The sequence below is a fragment of the Methylobacterium sp. EM32 genome (assembly GCF_040593685.1).
Lineage (GTDB): Bacteria > Pseudomonadota > Alphaproteobacteria > Rhizobiales > Beijerinckiaceae > Methylobacterium.
The window spans coordinates 26,639-42,229 of the sequence record NZ_JBEXZS010000037.1 but is presented as its reverse complement, the minus strand read 5'-3'; the positions used below and the strand labels follow the sequence as shown (position 1 = coordinate 42,229).

Sequence of the window (15,591 nt, the reverse complement as noted above, 5' to 3'; positions counted from 1 at the left end):
GTGGGGGTGGTGCCGGAGAAGTCTCAGCGGTGCCTTCTGCACCACCCCCACGTGGGATCTTCGATCCCCATGACCCCTCCCCACAAGGGGGAGGGGAGAGGGCGTCGCGTCACGGCAAATGCCGCCGCATCGTGTCCATCCAGTAGCGGTGCTGGATCGCGAACAGGCCCTCGTCCTCGGTCTTCACCCCGCTGAGCAACGGCTTCAGCCCGATCGCCTTCGCGCCCTCGTCCGCCCCCTCGATCCAGTGATCGGCCCCGCGGCAGAGGTCGTTCCACTGCGCCGCCCGGCCGCGATAGCCGATCTGGCAGGCGCGGAACTCTTCGAGGTCGTCCGGAGTCGCCATGCCGCTGGCGTTGAAGAAGTCCTCGTACTGGCGGATCCGCCGGGTCCGGGCCTCCGGCGCCTCGCCCTTCGGGGCGATGCAGTAGATCGTCACCTCGGTCTTATCGACGGCGATCGGCCGATAGGTGCGGATCTGCGACGAGAACTGGTCCATCAGGTAGACGTTCGGGTAGAGGCAGAGGTTGCGCGAGCGGTTGATCATCCAGTCTGCCATCGCCTGCCCGTGCTGGTCCGCCAGCTCGGCCCGCCGGTCCCAGTTCGGCCGGTCCTCCGGGTTCGACCAGGTGGTCCACAGCAGCAGGTGGCCGTGCTCGAACGAGTAGAACCCGCCGCCCTGCTTCGCCCAGCCGCCCGCATCCATGGCGCGGGTCTTGTCGACGACGTGCGATTCCTTGCGCCGGCTGGTGGTGGCGGCGTAGTTCCAGTGCGTCGCCGAGACGTGGTAGCCGTCGGCGCCGTTCTCAGTCTGGAGCTTCCAGTTGCCGTCGTAGACGTAGGTCGAGGAGCCGCGCAGGACCTCGAGCCCGTCCGGCGACTGGTCGACGATCATGTCGATGATGCGCTTGGCCTCGCCGAGATGCTCGGAGAGCGGTTTCACGTCGGGGTTGAGGCTGCCGAACAGGAAACCGCGGTAATTCTCGAACCGCGCCACCTTGGTCATGTCGTGCGAGCCGTCGCGGTTGAAGCTCTCCGGATAGCCGGCGCCCTCCGGATCCTTCACCTTCAGCAGCTTGCCGCCGTTGCTGAATGTCCAGCCGTGGAACGGGCAGGTGAAGGTCGCCTTGTTGCCGCGCTTGTGCCGGCACACCATCGCGCCGCGGTGGCTGCAGGCGTTGACGAAGGCCTGCAACTCGCCCTTCCGGTTGCGGGTGATCACCACCGGCTGGCGGCCCATGAAGGTGGTGAAGTAGTCGTTCGGGTTCGGGATCTGGCTCTCGTGGGCCATGTAGATCCAGTTGCCCTCGAAGATGTGCTGCATCTCCAATTCGAAGAGATCGGGATCGGTGAAGATGTCCCGCCGGCAGCGATAGGTGCCGGTCTCAGCGTTCTCCTCGACCGCGCCCTCGATCACCTGATGCAGATCGTCCAGCATGATATTCTCCCTGCCGCTTCGGCTGTGACGAGACGAGAGAGGGCGTTGCCGGTCCACGCGCTGTGCGGGCCGGCTCGGATCCGTTTCTCGTCTTGCGCAGGGTGGCGTGGTCTCGGGTGGACTGTCTCGTCCCGAGCCTCGCTCGCGCCCTGAGCGTTTCCTCTTTTTTCAGTTCTAAGGAAGGGGCATACCGAGGTCCAAGACCGATTGGGAACAAAACCATTCCTGGGAGGAATGATTGGAGCTGCGCCACCTGCGTTACTTCGTGGCCGTCGCGCGCGAGCAGAGCTTCACCCGCGCGGCGGAGGCGATGCACGTCGCCCAGCCGGCGCTGAGCAAGCAGGTGCAGCAATTCGAGGAGGAGTTCGGTCTGGCGCTGATCGAGCGCGGCTCGCGGCCGGTGCGGCTGACCGAGCCGGGCCGGGTGATCTACGAGCAGGCGCTCCAGATCCTGGAGCGGGTCGACGACCTGCGCGAGACCGGCCGGCGCCTGCGCATCGCCGAGCGCAACAGTTTTCGCATCGGCTTCGTCGCCTCGACGCTCTACGGCCGCCTGCCGGAGATCCTGCGCGGCTACCGGATGAAGCGCCCGGACGTCGACATGACGCTTCTGGAACTGCTCACCCTGGAGCAGATCGCGGCGCTGAAGGAGGGGCGGATCGATGTCGGCTTCGGCCGGGTCGAGATCGAGGACCCGGCGATCACCAGGGTCTTGTTGCGCAACGAAAAACTGATCGTCGCGGTGCCGATGGCCTGGGACGCCGCCCGCCCGGCGGGTCCGCTGAAGTTGCACGACCTCGCCGATACGGCGCTGATCCTCTACCCGAAGAGCGCCCGGCCCAACAACGCCGACCGCATCCTGGCGCTGTTTCGCGAGCACGGCGTGCGCCCGCCGGTGATCCACGAGGTGCGCGAACTCCAGACCGCGCTCGGCCTCGTCGCGGCGGAGGCGGGTTTGTGCGTGGTGCCGGCCTCGATCGAGCGCCTGCGCCGCGACGGCGTCGCCTACCGGCCCCTCGACGAGGAGCGGGCGCTGATCCCGGTGATCATGAGCTATCGCCGGAACGATCCCTCGCCGGAGATCGGGCTGATCCTGCAATGCGTGAGGGAGGATTACGAGCGGGAGGGGTTGGCGTTCGGGGTGTGAGAATCAAATCTCGGGATTGCTTGTTCGATCCCATCCTCGACCTCATCCTGAGGTGCGAACGGAGTGAGCCTCGAAGGAGGGCTCCAGAGATCGCTGCGAGGACTGGAGCCCTCCTCCGAGGCCTACGCTTCGCTTCGGCACCTCAGGATGAGGTCGTGGGTGGGAGACGGAACAGGCGGTTATGAATGGGACAGAGCAGGCACCATCACGGAATAGTCTATCCCGTTGACGTCCATCCACCCTCCGTGTCATCCCGGGGCCGCGCAGCGGAGCCCGGGATCCATAACCGCTGACGGTGCCGAACAAGGCGACAGGTCTTCCGCGATGTCCTGAGCCGTCAGCGGTTATGGATCCCGGGTTCTCGCCTGCGGCGAGCCCCGGGATGACCCTGAGCGTTTGAAACGTCAGCGGGTCTCCTGTCCGCGGGTTCGCTGCTTCACCCCATCACCAACCCACCATCCACGTACAGCACCTGCCCGGTCACGAACCGGCTCTCCTCGCCCGCTAGAAAGAGCACCGGCCCGGCCACGTCCTCCGGCGTCGCGAGGCGGCGCAGCGGCGTCTGGGCGATCAGCGCCTCGCGCACCGCCTCCGGCGTGTCCCGGCTCGCCTCCGTGGGAGTGACCAGCCCCGGCGCGACGCAATTGACCCGCACGCCGATCGGTCCGAGTTCCGCCGCGAGGTTGCGGCTGAAGCCCACGAGCGCCGCCTTGGCGGTGGTGTAGTCGTGATAGGGGATGGTCGGTCGCGCCACGAGGTCGCTCGCCAGGTTGACGATGGCGGACCCGCTGCGCCGGGTCATCAGCGGGAGCAGGGCCTGGATCACCGTGTAGGCCGCCCGCACCGCGCCGTCGAACTGGCGCTGGTAGGAGTCCCACGGCACATCGCGAAAACGCACGCGATGGTCGGGGTCGAAGCGGTAGGGCGCGAAGGCGTTGTTGATGATCGCGTCGAGGCGGCCGACCTCCTCGGCGATCCGCGCCGCGAGCCCCGCCACCGCAGCCGCATCGGTCACGTCGGCCGCGACCGCGAGCGCCTGCCCGCCGAGCGCCCGGCATCTTTCCGCCACCGCCTCGGCGGCGGCATGGTTCTCGCGGTAATTGACGATGACGAGGCCGCCCTCGGCGGCCAACGCCGTGGCGATCGCCGCGCCGATGCCGCGGCTGGCGCCCGTGACCAGGATCGCGCGGTCGCGGAATCTCACGGCGTGGCCTCCTTCGCCGGGATCAGGTCGCCCTTCACCACCTGGCCCATGTCGAGTTGGCGCGTGACGAGGCCGAGGCTGCGGAACTGATCGGCGCCCTGTTGCAGCACCGGGAGGTCGAAATGGCCGAGGCCCTCGCGGTCGGTGGTCGGCGACACGCTCGACGCGTTGCGCAAGGAGATCACCTCGCGGTTGATCGCCTCGTCGCGCCCGTTGATCGCCCGGGTGACGGCGAGCCGCGCCGCCTCGTCGGGCTTGGCGATCATCCAGGCTGCCGAGTCGCGGTAGGCGGCAAGGAAGCGCGCCAGGAGCGGCTTCCTTGCCTCGTAGTCCTTCCGCGTCACCACGAAGATGTCGCTCGGGAGATTCAGGTGGTCCCGCACCGCGATGACGTCGACCTCGCCGAGTCCCTTGGCGCGGCCGACGAGGAGGCCCGTATCGGTGGCCGCCGTCGCGTCGACCTGGCCCTGGATCAGGGGGGCGAAGTTGAGCAGCCCCGTGACCTCGACCGTGACGTCGCTCTCCTTCAACCCGGCTCCGGCGAGCAAGAGCAGCAGGTGCTGGCGCGTGCCGCTCGCCAGACTGTAGACGCCGACGCGCTTGCCCTTGAGGTCCGCCACCGAGCGGATGCCGCGGGACTTCGGCGCGACGACGTTGAACACGTTCTGCGGATAGATGTTGTAGATCGCCACCAGGTCCGCCCCCTTGTCGAGGGCGAGGTAGAACGAGGCCGGATCGGTGAAGGCGATGTCGGCCTGCCCCGAGAGCAGCGCCTGGATCGCCGAGCCGCCGCCATTGCCCGGCACGTAGTCGAGGGCGATGCCGCGGGCCTTGAACAGCCCGTGATCGGGCTCGGCGAGCAGGTTGGTGATCTCGCTGATCGGCTGGCTCCAGCCGCCGACGGTGAATTTTTCGAGGTTTTGCGCCAGGGCCGGGGAGCCGAGCCAGGTGACGGCCAGGAGAATCAGGAAGCGTAACGCGCGCATGGTGGGTCAACCTCTGGCGTAGCGGCGCAGGATCAGGAACTCGAGCCCCCGGGCAGCCTCGTAGACGGCCATCCCGAGGGCGGTGATCACCACGAAGAGGGCGACGATCAGGCTCGAATCCATCGTGCTCTGGGCGGCGATGATCGAGGCGCCGAGGCCCTGGCGCCCGCCGACGAACTCGCCCACCACCGCCCCGACCAAAGCGAGCACGATGGCGACGCGAAAGCCCGCGAGGATTACCGGCAGGGCGGTGGGCAGCTTGAGGCGCAGGAGGGTCTGGGCACGACTCGCCCCGAGCATCCGAAAAAGTTCGCGCTGGCCGGGCTCGACCTGGGCCAGGCCCGTGAGGGTATTCTCGAAGAGCGGGAAGAAGCAGATCAGCGCGGTGATGACCACGGTCGGCGTCAGGCCGAAGCCGAACCACAGGATGAGCAGCGGGCCGAGCGCCAGCTTCGGCACCAGCTGGCTCGCCAGCACGTAGGGGCGCAGCACCCGGTGGAGCGCCGGCCACTCGCCGAGCAGGATTCCAGCGCCGAGGCCGAGGACCGTTCCCGCGAGGAGGCCGAGCGCCATCTCCGTCACGGTGACGCGCAGGTGCGGCCAGAGCCGGCCCGACGCCACCTCGCCCCACAATGTTTCGGCGACCGCGGAGGGTGCCGGCAGGACGAGGGGCGAGACCGCGCCGGAGCGGCACCACGCCTCCCAGGCGACGAGCAACGCCGCCAGCAGCAGCGCGGAGGCGAGCCGCGTCCTCACGCCGCCCGCCCGATCGCCGGGGCAGGGCTATTCGAGGGCGCGCCGTCCATGATCGCGCGGAGCGCGCGGCACACCGCCCCGAAGGCGGGCTCGTAGCGGATCCCCGGCGGCCGGGGCCGCGGCAGCGGCACCGCGCCCTCGTGCACCAGGCGCCCGGCCGCCATCACGCCGACCCGGTCGCCGAGATACGCCGCCTCGGCGATGTCGTGGGTGACGAAGAGCGCCGCGGTGCCGCGGGAGGCGCAGAGGCGCAGGAGATCGTCCTGCAGCTCCTCGCGGGTCAGCGCGTCGAGGGCGGCGAAGGGCTCGTCGAGGAGGAGCAGGTCCGGCTGCGTCACCAGCGCCCGGGCCATCGCGACCCGGCTCTGCTGCCCGCCCGACAGGGCGGCGGGGCGGCGCTCCGTGAGGTCGCCGAGGCCCATGGCCGCCAGGAGGTCGCGGGCAGCCTCGCGGTCGGAGGCGCGGGGCCGGCGCGCGAGCGAGACCGGCAGCAGCACGTTGTCGAGGGCCGAGAGCCAGGCGAGCAGGGTCGGGGCCTGGAACACGAAGCCGACGCCCGGGGCAGGGCCGGTCACCGCCCGACCGTCGATCCGCACCGTGCCGGCATCCGGCGCCAGCAGCCCGGCGGCGAGTTTGAGCAGGGTGGTCTTGCCGCAGCCGCTCCGCCCGAGCAGGCAGTGGATCGCCCCGCGGGGGATCGCCCAGTCGACGCCTGCGACGGTCTCGATGGGATCGCCGGGGAAGCGGTAGCGCACGCCGTCGAGGGCAAGGGCGAGAGACGGCTCAGTCGGCATAGGGCGCGAAGCCTTCCGCCGCCGCCTCGGCGCCGGCCTCGATCTCCGTCATCGAGACGAGGTCGAGCAGGCTGAAGCGGCCGTCATGGTGCCAGCCGGCCTCCGGCGCGGTCATGCGGCCGATGGCGGTGATCCGGGTGACGCCGACCGCCGCCAGATCCTCCGCGAGGGCGAACAGCCGCGCCGGGGCGGCGGCGATCCCGGCGCTCTGGAGATACGCGCGGTGCGGCGCCACCAGGGCCGGCACCTCCGCGAGATCCTCCACCGCCACGACGGCCACGCTGCGGTTGAGCCCGGACGGGTTCAAGCCCGTGGCGGCATCGAGCAGGACGACGCTCCACGGATCGGAGGAATCGCCCAGCAGCGTCACGCCCCCGTCGAGGGCCCGCATCTCGTGGGTGCTGCGCCATGCCGCGATCGACGCCGCCTCGCCCGGATCGAGGCGTCGGCGCGGGTGGCGGCTCGCGAGCGCGGCGAGCTCGTGGGCGAGGTGGCGGGCGAACTCGTCCGGCGCGACCGGAGCACCGCGCTCGACGAACAGCATCTGCGGCGCGTAGCAGCCCTGCTGTTCGTAGCGGACGATGTCCTGGGCCGCGAGGTGTGCCAGCGGCCCGGCGCGGCGACTGTCGAGCGCCTCGCGGGCGACCATCGCGAAGCCGATGCGGTGGCCGTGCGGCAGGAACCGGGTGGTGACCGGCACCTTGGCGCGCAAGGCCGTCAGGGTCTCGTTGCCGCCATAGGCCATGACGCAATCGGCCTGTCCGAGAAACGCCGCTTCGGTCCCGCCGGCCCCGCCCTTCCACCAGGTGACCGCCAGGCACTCGCCGAGCTCGGAATCCGCTTCCGCGATCAGATGCGCGAACCAGCCCGCGGTCAGCGGCTCGGCCGAGGCGAGCTTGCCGATGCTGCCGGCCTTGACCAGGAGCCCCGAGACGAGGCTCCACAGCGGCAGGGCCGGGACGTTGCCGGCCCAGACATGGAGCATCAGGTCGGGCCCGCGCGCCCGCACGAACCCGCCCTTCACCGCCGGCTGAAACCCGTCGAGCACGCCCGGATTGGAAAAATCTTCGGCGAGGAAGCGTAGGAGCTGCGGCCGCCGGAAAGTCTTCAAATAGCTCGACAGGCCGAGCCGCACTGTCTCGCGGTCGTAGCCGGTGACGACAGGCAGCAGCGCCTCCGCCTTGCGGCGCAACGGGTGAGCGCGGTCGAGGAGGCAGGCGCTCGCCCGGTCGATCGCCGCGATGATCCGGGCCGTCTCCATGCGCCGCAGGGTGTCGCGGGCGCGGGCGCGGACATGCCCGCACAGGGCCTTCGCCTGATCCTCACTCAAGTCCGGCAGGGCCACCGCGACGGTCTCGCCCCAGGCGCGGTGCTCGACGATGCGCCGGCCGATCCTCTCGGCGGGGATGCCCGGCAGATGCCCGGCCTGCTCCAGAATGCTCATCCCTGCGCGGCGGCCAGGAACTCGGCCACCGCGACCGAGCAGCCGCGCGAGGCGGAGCCCTCGACCCGGCCGAGCAGCCGGAAGCCGCCCGGCGCGATCACCCCGGCATCCTCGGTCAGGATCGCCGAGACCGAGTTGAAATGGGCGAGGTCGTGGTGGACCAGCACGCCGGTCTCGCCCTCGGGCAGGTCCTGGCCGGTCAGCGGATCGACGACGCGGCTGCGGATCCAGTGCGGGCCGGACTTCACCGGCGGACAGACCGCGTTGCCGTCGTCGTAGAACTGGGTGCTCAGCTCGGTCATGCCGTACATGTTGAGGCACTCGCTCCGCGGGACCCCGAAGGCCTGCGAGAGCCCGTCGTAGAACGCGTCCGGCTCGATCTCGCGCGACTGGCCCTTGAAGCCGCCGGTGTCGAAGAGAAAGCTGCCCGCCGGCAGGGCGAAGCGGCGGCCCTGCTCGTCGAGCGCGTCCATCACCGGCACGAAGGCGTAGGTAGCGCCGAGGAGCGCGACCGGCTCGCCCGTGGATTCGGCCTGCGCCAGCATTGCCAGCAGCGCGTCGAGGTCGAGCCCGCCGGGACCGACGAAGACCGCGCTGCCTTCCGTGCCGAAGGTGTCCTTCGCCAGCGCCAGGTAGTGGGCGAGGGAGGAATTCGGCAAAGCCGCCTCGTCCGGGAACAGGATCCCCATCCGGATCTTCTCCCGCCCGCGCATGATCCGGGCGGCGAAGCCCGCGAGCATCGAGGCGTCGTAGACTTGGAGCGTCGGATGGTAGCTGCGGCCGCGCCCGCTGCCGGTCGTGCCGCTCGTCATGAACACCCGCTCCGCTTCGTCGGGCGGGCAGCAGCTCAGGGTCAGGTCCTTGAATGCCTTGATCGGCACCGCCGGGATGTCGCGCCAGCGCCGCACCGTCAGCGGCGTGCGCCCGCGCTGTTGCGCGAAGCGCCGGTAGGGCGCGTTATGGGCGAACTGGTAGGCGAAGACCCGCAGGGCCAGAGCCTCGAACTCGGCCTCGGTCGCGCCTGGGCGTCCGATGAAGTCGAGGAGCGCCCCGACAATCTCCGCTTGCGACATCACGGCCACCTCGCGCCCATCCCGGGCGACGGCCAGTCCGGCGGAGATCATGCGCGAAAAGACGGCTGTGACGGCCTTGGAGCCCTCGCCGATCCCGCATCCCTACGCCGGCATGACCCGGATCAGGTTCATAGGGTCACCGCGGCGCCCGGACGGAGCCGGACCGGCGGAATCTCAGCCTCCTCGCGAGGCCCCCCTGGGAGCCGGGGAGAGTGGGGGGTGCGGGGGCGGGTGTCAAGTTGGGCTCGATAGCCAACACGGATGGCCGCACGTCTCGGCGCATCGACGCTTCATCGTAACCCACACCCTTTCCCGGACGACTGGAGCGACAGCGGAAGGAGATCCGGGATCCAGCTGTAAGACTCGCCGCGAAGCGGCTCTGAATCTTGCACCGTTGCAGGCAAGCAGACGCTTCGCGACGTTTCGCGCTGGATCTCGGATCTCCTTCCACTTCGTTCCAGTCGTCCGGGAAAGGGTCGTGGGTGTTCGTCTGTCCGTGAGATGAGGCGGAGGGTACTGCCACGGACCCGGCGACGAGCGCTCAAGCCCGCGCCAACCCCTCCGCCAGCCGCCCGAACGCCTCGAGCGCCTTGGCCAAGGTCGCCTCAGGCTCCCGCGACGCCGCGACCCACAACGCCGCGTGCAGCGAGGCGCCGTTGAGGAGGCGGGCGGCCGCCTCCGCGTCCACCGGGGGGATCGCCCCGGCGGCGACAAGGTCACGGATGCGCCGCGTGGTCTCGGCGAGGCAGGCATTCTGGCTCGGCCACAGCGACGGATCGCCGAGGAAAGCCGGGCCGTCGAGGAGCAGGATGCGCTGGATCTCCGGCTCCAGCGCCATCTCGATATAGGCCCGGTACTCGTCGAGGAGGCCGCGCCACGGATCGGAGGCCCGCTCGCCGATGGCGCGCAGGCGAGCTGCCATCTCGGCGTCGATCTGCTCGATCACCGCCTGGAGCAGGCCCTTCTTGTCGCCGAAATGGTGATAGAGCGCGCCCCGCGTCAGCCCGGCCGCCCCGGTCAGCTCGTCCATCGAGGCGGCGGCGAAGCCCTTCTCGGCGAAGGCCGCCCTGGCCGTCCGAAGCAGCTTGCCCTTCGTCTCCTCCATCATCTGCGCGCGTCGCCCGGCCACCCCGACCCCCACCCGTTTCGACATACGATACGTATGTGAATTGACATACGGCGCGTATCCATGTTCTCTCACATACGTCACGTATCTCGAATCGAGGAAGCGATCCATGGCCCAGGCTCAGAACAAGCGCGACGCCGTCTTCCCGCCCGGCCGGCAGTCCCTCTACGAGAAGCACCGCTACTCGGCGGCGATCCGCTCCGGCGACCTCCTGTTCGTCTCCGGGCAGGTCGGGAGCCGCGAGGACGGCTCGCCGGAGCCCGATTTCGAGGCGCAAGTGGCGCTCGCCTTCGCGCGGCTCTCGGCGGTGCTGGCCGCGGCGGGCTGCACCTTCGACGACGTCGTCGACGTCACGACCTTCCACACCGACCCGGCGGCGCAGTTCGACGCGGTGATGCGGGTGCGCGATCGAGCGATCGGAGCGGCGCCCTACCCGAACTGGACGGCGGTCGGCGTGACTTGGCTCGCGGGATTCGACTTCGAGATCAAGGTGATCGCGCGGATTCCTCCCAGCGCCTGAGCCCTCGCGGCGGCTGCCGTCGTTGCAGATGCGGGACGACGGCTGGAACGACGATGCCTATGCGGCGGGCGGAGCGATAGCCACAGGTGCGATCGTCTCCTCCTTCAATCGCACCACGTACTCCGTTGCCATGAGATTGAAGTCGGCGAATTGAAGCTCGTCCGGCTCCATGTTCTTCTGCTGGCACAGTCGAGGCAGGATGATCCTGAACGCCTCGTATTCGCGCAGGATGCTCTGCCCGCCGCCGGCATGGGTGCCTCCGGGCAGGTGTCGCAGCCAGTTGGCGAGCTTCGAAATCAGCATCGGGACGCGGCCCTCGTGCCACTGGATGTCCTGCCCGCCGATGTCGGAGATGAACCGCTGGTAGCGGTACTGCTCGCGGTCGAACACGATGCAGCACTTGCCGACCTGATCCGTGCGGCCGAGGTGATGCGCGCCCAGCCAGAGGCCGAGTTCGAGCGGCATGTTGAAGCGCGGAAGCGGCGGGTCGCCGCTCGGCTCGGTCCGCGAGATATCGTGGATGCCGAACGGGCACTCGCCGATGATCTTGATGATCTTCGCGAGCCGGTTCACCGCCGCGTCCTCCGTCTCGAGGGCGCAGCGCGCCCGAAAGCCGGAGCGGACCACCGTGAAGACGATGGCGTTGAAGATCGCGGCGTAGTCGGCATCGAACGGGCAATTGATGAAGACGTCGCGCGCGGTGCTCGGCTTCGGCCGGCGCCGCGCGCCCGGCCGCCCGCTCACGTCTCGCGCCACGTCTTCCGCTTCCCGGCCGGGGACCGACGCACGCGCTTGGCGATCGGCGCATTGCCGGGGTCGAGCTCGCGGGCGCGGGCGACGGCCTCCTGCTGAGTGTTCGTGATCGCGCTCGCTCGCTTGGCGCCGGGTCGTCGGACCTCGAAGCGACCATCCTCGCGCCGCTGCACGCGCAGCTTGTCCGTCTCCCCGAGCGGCGTTCCGGCAGGCTTGGCCGCCTTCTTTCTCGGTGCCGTCGATGGGGACGATACGCCGATATCCTGCATCGCCCGCTCGATGGCTTGCCGGACCTCGGCCGACGTGAAGCTCTTCGAGCGCGTCTTGGGCGCCAGCACCTCGACGCCGTCGTAGGTGCGTCCAACCGTCTTGTAGCGGCTGGTTGAACGGCTGCGAGGGGGTTTGGTCATCGACGACACGCGCAGCGGGCGACAAGCCCACCTCATCACGTTACGCTAGCACCGTCTGTTCCAACTGTCACCTGCCCGTCGATCGCTGGCGCTTACAATTTATAAGATAATTGTCTCAATACAGGCCGCTGATTATAGTTGTAGTAAAGACAGATATTTATGTCAATTTCATCAAACATTCAATTATTCATTTGATCTCAACAGTTTATAATAGAAGTATTTATTCGCATATCGTCTTATTTAAGAAGTATTTGTTGTGCATAATGATTATACAATATAGAGAATAGATGGTTCTTCGTTTAATGGGCTGCGTTCCGCTTCCTCCTGTACCATCTGCGTGCCTAGATCCCGGCCTCTCGCCTTCGGCGAGCCCCAGGATGACTCGGAGCGTGTGAGGAGCGCTGGTTCAAGCGACCGGTCTTTGCCAGTTCGTCGCTCAGCCCCTCAACCCCGCACCACCTCCGCCCGCGGCACCCCAGCCCCCGCGCGCGCGAACGGCCTGCCTGGCACCCGCGGGGCGAAGCGAAACAGCCCGGCGGGCGCCACGCCCTCCAGTTCCCCCGCCGCCAGGTCGCGGGCGATCACCACCACGAACGGCGCGGCGTCCTCGGCCGGCCGGCCGAAGGGGCGGGGACGCGAGAACAGCGTGCCGACGCTCTCGACCAGCACGGGCCGGTCCGACTCGACGACCCGCACCAGGCCCTTGAGGCGCAGCAAGCGCTCGCCGAGACGGCCGGCGAGGTTGTCGAGCCAGGCGGCCAGGTCGTCGTAGGGGAGGGGGACGATCGGCCGGGCGAGCCAGACCGCGACGCGGGGATGGGCGCCGGCGGGCTCCGCCCGGATCAAGGCCGGATCGAGGCCGGCTCCGGGCAGGGGCGCGAAGGCGGCCGCCACCGCGGCGGCACGGTCGGGATCGGCCACGATCTCGGCGAGCGGGTTCAGGCCCGCGACCTCGGCTCTCGCCCGCGCAAGACGGTCGGGCGGCGCGGCGTCGAGCTTGGTGAGCACGATGCGGTGGGCGGCGGCCCATTGCGCCGCGGCCTCCTCGAAGGCGGTGGTTTCGGGCCCGCGCAGCGCGTCGTAGGTGGCCAGCACCGAGACCCGCATCGGGAAACCCGCGAGGCTTCCGAGCTGGCGCAGGACCGGGCCGGGCTTCGACAGACCGCTCGTCTCCAGCACGATTCTTCGGAGTGGCCCCGAGGCCTCCGGCCGCTCGGCGGCGAGCAGCGCCTCGACCGTGCGGGCAAGGTCGCTCGTCATCTGGCAGCAGACGCAGCCATTCGCCAGCATCGTCATCGGCACGTCACCCCCGCTCTCGCGTAGGATCAGCCCGTCGAGGCCGATCTCGCCGGCCTCGTTGACGATGATGGCAGTATCCGCTGCCTCCGGGAGGGCGAGATAGTCCCGCAGGAGCGTCGTCTTGCCTGAGCCGAGGAAGCCGGTGAGGAAGACAAAATCGAGGCTCTCGCTCACGGCGCCGCCTGCTGCGGTGCCGCGTATTGCGCCGGCACCGCCTCGTCCCAGGTCGCCTTCACGAGGGCGCGCACGTCTGCGAGCAGCTCGGCGGTATCGTAGATCACCCCGTCCTTGATCGTGTACTTGAGGCCCCGGTGCCAGGTGGCGCCGTTCGTCGCCTCGTCGAGGCGGAGTGCCCCGGTGCCGTAGAGCAGCTTGAAATCGGTCAGCGGGTTGTGGTCGTGGACGAGCAGATCGGCGTGCTTGCCGACCTCGACGGTGCCGATCTCGTCCTCGAGCCCACACAGGGCGGCGCCCTGCGAGGTCGCGGCGCGCATCACCTCCAGCGGGTGGAAGCCGGCCTCCTGCAACAGCTCCAGCTCGCGGATATAGCCGAAGCCGAAGATCTGGTAGATGAAGCCCGAATCCGAACCGGCGCAGACCCGGCCGCCGCGGTTCTTGTACTCGTTGATGAACGCCATCCAGAGCCGGTAGTTCTCCTTCCACTCGATCTCGTTCTGGGTCGACCAGCGATACCAGTACGAGCCGTGGCCGCCGCGCTGCGGGGTGAAGTAGTCCCACATCGACTTCCAGGTGTACTCCTTGTGCCAGTCGGCCTGGCGCGCCCGCATCAGGTCGCGGTTGGCGTCGTAGATCGTGAAGGTCGGCACGAAGGTGAAGCCGAGCTCCAGGAACCGCTCCAGGGTCTCGTTCCATTTCCTCGATCCGGGCTCCGCGCCCTGGCGGAACATCTGGCCGGAGACCGAGAAGCGGAAATACTCGTCGTTGTAGTCGTAATCGAGCGGGAAGTTCTGCACCACCCGGTCCTCGAACAGGGCCTCGGGCAGGCCGTAATAGTGCTCGGCGCTGGTCAGGCCCCAGCCGGCGGTGGTGAGCGCGTTCATCCGCGTCACCGCCATCTGGGCGTGGTGGCAGCCCGACTTCAAGCCGAGTTTGCGGCATTCGTCGAGGGCCGCCTCCATGATGGCGGGCGGGGCCCCGAAGAACTTCACCCCGTCGGCGCCGCGTTCCTTGAGCTTGCGCAGCCACGCTCGTCCCTCGTCCGGGGTGTGGATCAGCTTCAGCATGTCGTTGACGGCCGGGAAGTAGCTGTAGGCCAAGAGCCGCGGCGCCGCGATCTCGTTGGCCTCGGAGCGCTTCTTCTGGTCGAGCATCCAGTCGAGGCCGTTGAACGAGCCCATCTCGCGCACCGTCGTCACGCCGTGGGCGAGCCAGAGCTTGTAGACGTACTCGACCGGCGGCACCCAGCCATTGGCGGCGTGATACGCGACGCCCGCATGCGCGTGGCAATCGACGAAGCCGGGGGTCACCCATTTGCCGCGGCAATCGATCTCGTGGTCGCCGGGGGCCGGGCGGTTGGCGGTGTTGGCGAGATTGCCCGTCACCTTCTTCAGCTGCACGATGCGGCCGTTCTCGACCACGATGTCGGTCGGGCCGATCGGCGGCGCGCCGGTGCCGTCGATGACGGTGGCGGCCCGCAGCACCAGGCGCTTGTGCGGCCCGATCCCGCGGTCGCGGGAGGTCGAGGGCACGAGGGGCGGCTGGCCGGCCTTGGCCCGCTCGGCGGCGAGCTCGTTGCCGGCGAGGATGGGGGCGTCGCTCATGGTGTCCTCCCGTGTTCTTGTTAGGCCTAGCGCGCGTAGCGGCGGCCGAGAAGCGCGGTGCCGAGCGCCGTCAGCACTAGGGTCGCGGCGAGCAGGATGAAGGCCAGCGCCGCGCCGAAGGGCCAGTTCATGCCCCGCGAGAACTGGTCGTAGACGGCGGGCGCCATCATCTTGAACTGCGAGCCGCCGAGCAGCACAGCGGTCGCGTAGGTGTTCATGCACAGGATGAAGACGAGGACGCAGCCCGCCACCGTGCCGGGGAGCGCCAACGGCCACACCACCCGGCGAAAGACCGTGAAGCCGCTGGCGCCGAGATTGGCCGCCGCCTCCTCCACCGCCCGCGGGATGCTCTCGATCACCGAGGACAGGGTCAGGATCATGTAGGGCAGCACCACCGCGATCGTCCCGATGGCGACCGCGCCGGGCGTGTAGATCAGCTGCAACGGCGCCGCCGTGATGTGCAGGCCGCGCAGGGTGGCGTTGATGAGCCCGTCATTGCCGAGGAGCCCGAGCCAGCCCGCGGCGCGCACGACGTTGCCGACGAGGAGCGGGATCAGGGTCAGTACGGTGACGAGGCTCTTCCACCGGCTCTCCATCCGGGCGAGCCGGTAGGCCGCCGGGAAGCCGAGCGCCAGGGTCAGCGCCGTGCAGGTGAAGGCCATCACCAGCGTCGTGCCCATCACGCCGCGATAGTACGGGTCGGCCACAGCGGCGAGATAGTTCTGCGCCGTCGTCGCCTCGATCATCAGCTGCGTCGCGCTGTACTGGTTGAGCGAGATGCGCGCGAGCAGCACCATCGGGCCGACCAGGAGCGCGGCGACGACGAGAACGGCCGGCAGGATGAGGGCGAACACGGCGGA

15 protein-coding genes and 1 riboswitch are annotated in these 15,591 nt (G+C 69.1%); of the genes, 2 read left to right on the top strand and 13 right to left on the bottom strand.

The window, feature by feature from the left end; genetic code table 11:
- Positions 1–109 precede the first annotated feature (109 nt).
- Positions 110–1,438, bottom strand: coding sequence for a benzoate 1,2-dioxygenase large subunit (gene benA / locus ABZT49_RS05590; protein WP_355284129.1), 1,329 nt, complete (start codon positions 1,436–1,438; stop codon positions 110–112).
- Between the two features lie 238 nt (positions 1,439–1,676).
- Between benA and ABZT49_RS05585 the strand changes: the two genes are divergently transcribed.
- Complete coding sequence (locus ABZT49_RS05585) at positions 1,677–2,585, top strand: LysR family transcriptional regulator (RefSeq protein ID WP_355284126.1); 909 nt, start codon at positions 1,677–1,679, stop codon at positions 2,583–2,585.
- A 436-nt stretch (positions 2,586–3,021) separates the two neighbouring features.
- Here ABZT49_RS05585 and ABZT49_RS05580 read toward each other — a convergent pair whose 3' ends face one another.
- The 7 genes from ABZT49_RS05580 to ABZT49_RS05550 all read right to left on the bottom strand — a co-directional run bounded on the left by ABZT49_RS05580 (position 3,022) and on the right by ABZT49_RS05550 (position 9,971).
- On the bottom strand, positions 3,022–3,789 hold the full coding sequence (locus ABZT49_RS05580) for an SDR family oxidoreductase (RefSeq protein ID WP_355284123.1): 768 nt from the start codon (positions 3,787–3,789) through the stop codon (positions 3,022–3,024).
- On the bottom strand, positions 3,786–4,775 hold the full coding sequence (locus tag ABZT49_RS05575) for an ABC transporter substrate-binding protein (RefSeq protein ID WP_355284120.1): 990 nt from the start codon (positions 4,773–4,775) through the stop codon (positions 3,786–3,788). The genes ABZT49_RS05580 and ABZT49_RS05575 overlap by 4 nt, the downstream gene beginning before the upstream one ends.
- A gap of 6 nt (positions 4,776–4,781) precedes the next feature.
- Positions 4,782–5,531 carry an ABC transporter permease gene (locus ABZT49_RS05570; protein ID WP_355284117.1) on the bottom strand — a complete coding sequence of 250 codons (750 nt, stop codon included), beginning with the start codon at positions 5,529–5,531 and terminating at the stop codon, positions 4,782–4,784.
- Positions 5,528–6,325, bottom strand: coding sequence for an ABC transporter ATP-binding protein (locus ABZT49_RS05565; RefSeq protein ID WP_355284114.1), 798 nt, complete (start codon positions 6,323–6,325; stop codon positions 5,528–5,530). The genes ABZT49_RS05570 and ABZT49_RS05565 overlap by 4 nt, the downstream gene beginning before the upstream one ends.
- Complete coding sequence (locus ABZT49_RS05560) at positions 6,315–7,769, bottom strand: acyl-CoA reductase (RefSeq protein WP_355284112.1); 1,455 nt, start codon at positions 7,767–7,769, stop codon at positions 6,315–6,317. Before ABZT49_RS05560 ends, ABZT49_RS05565 begins: the two co-directional genes overlap by 11 nt.
- The gene (locus ABZT49_RS05555; RefSeq protein WP_355284109.1) at positions 7,766–8,893 is read right to left on the bottom strand and encodes a hypothetical protein; all 1,128 of its coding nucleotides are present in this window, start codon (positions 8,891–8,893) and stop codon (positions 7,766–7,768) included. The genes ABZT49_RS05560 and ABZT49_RS05555 overlap by 4 nt, the downstream gene beginning before the upstream one ends.
- Positions 8,894–8,939: 46 nt before the next feature.
- A riboswitch (TPP riboswitch) is annotated at positions 8,940–9,042 on the bottom strand.
- Between the two features lie 341 nt (positions 9,043–9,383).
- Positions 9,384–9,971: a TetR/AcrR family transcriptional regulator gene (locus tag ABZT49_RS05550; RefSeq protein ID WP_355284106.1), complete on the bottom strand. Its 588-nt coding sequence runs from the start codon at positions 9,969–9,971 to the stop codon at positions 9,384–9,386.
- Between the two features lie 106 nt (positions 9,972–10,077).
- On the opposite strand from ABZT49_RS05550, the gene ABZT49_RS05545 reads away from it, so the two are divergent.
- A complete protein-coding gene (locus tag ABZT49_RS05545; protein WP_355284103.1) occupies positions 10,078–10,488 on the top strand; it encodes a RidA family protein in 411 nt (136 codons plus the stop codon).
- A gap of 57 nt (positions 10,489–10,545) precedes the next feature.
- Here ABZT49_RS05545 and ABZT49_RS05540 read toward each other — a convergent pair whose 3' ends face one another.
- From ABZT49_RS05540 to ABZT49_RS05520, 5 genes are all read right to left on the bottom strand, one after another.
- On the bottom strand, positions 10,546–11,232 hold the full coding sequence (locus tag ABZT49_RS05540; protein WP_355284101.1) for a hypothetical protein: 687 nt from the start codon (positions 11,230–11,232) through the stop codon (positions 10,546–10,548).
- Positions 11,229–11,651, bottom strand: coding sequence for a DUF2188 domain-containing protein (locus ABZT49_RS05535; protein WP_355284098.1), 423 nt, complete (start codon positions 11,649–11,651; stop codon positions 11,229–11,231). The genes ABZT49_RS05540 and ABZT49_RS05535 overlap by 4 nt, the downstream gene beginning before the upstream one ends.
- 444 nt (positions 11,652–12,095) lie before the next feature.
- On the bottom strand, positions 12,096–13,124 hold the full coding sequence (locus ABZT49_RS05530) for a GTP-binding protein (RefSeq protein ID WP_355284095.1): 1,029 nt from the start codon (positions 13,122–13,124) through the stop codon (positions 12,096–12,098).
- Complete coding sequence (locus tag ABZT49_RS05525; RefSeq protein ID WP_355284092.1) at positions 13,121–14,731, bottom strand: amidohydrolase family protein; 1,611 nt, start codon at positions 14,729–14,731, stop codon at positions 13,121–13,123. The genes ABZT49_RS05530 and ABZT49_RS05525 overlap by 4 nt, the downstream gene beginning before the upstream one ends.
- Before the next feature lie 26 nt (positions 14,732–14,757).
- A complete protein-coding gene (locus tag ABZT49_RS05520; protein WP_355284090.1) occupies positions 14,758–15,585 on the bottom strand; it encodes an ABC transporter permease in 828 nt (275 codons plus the stop codon).
- Between the last annotated feature and the right edge of the window lie 6 nt (positions 15,586–15,591).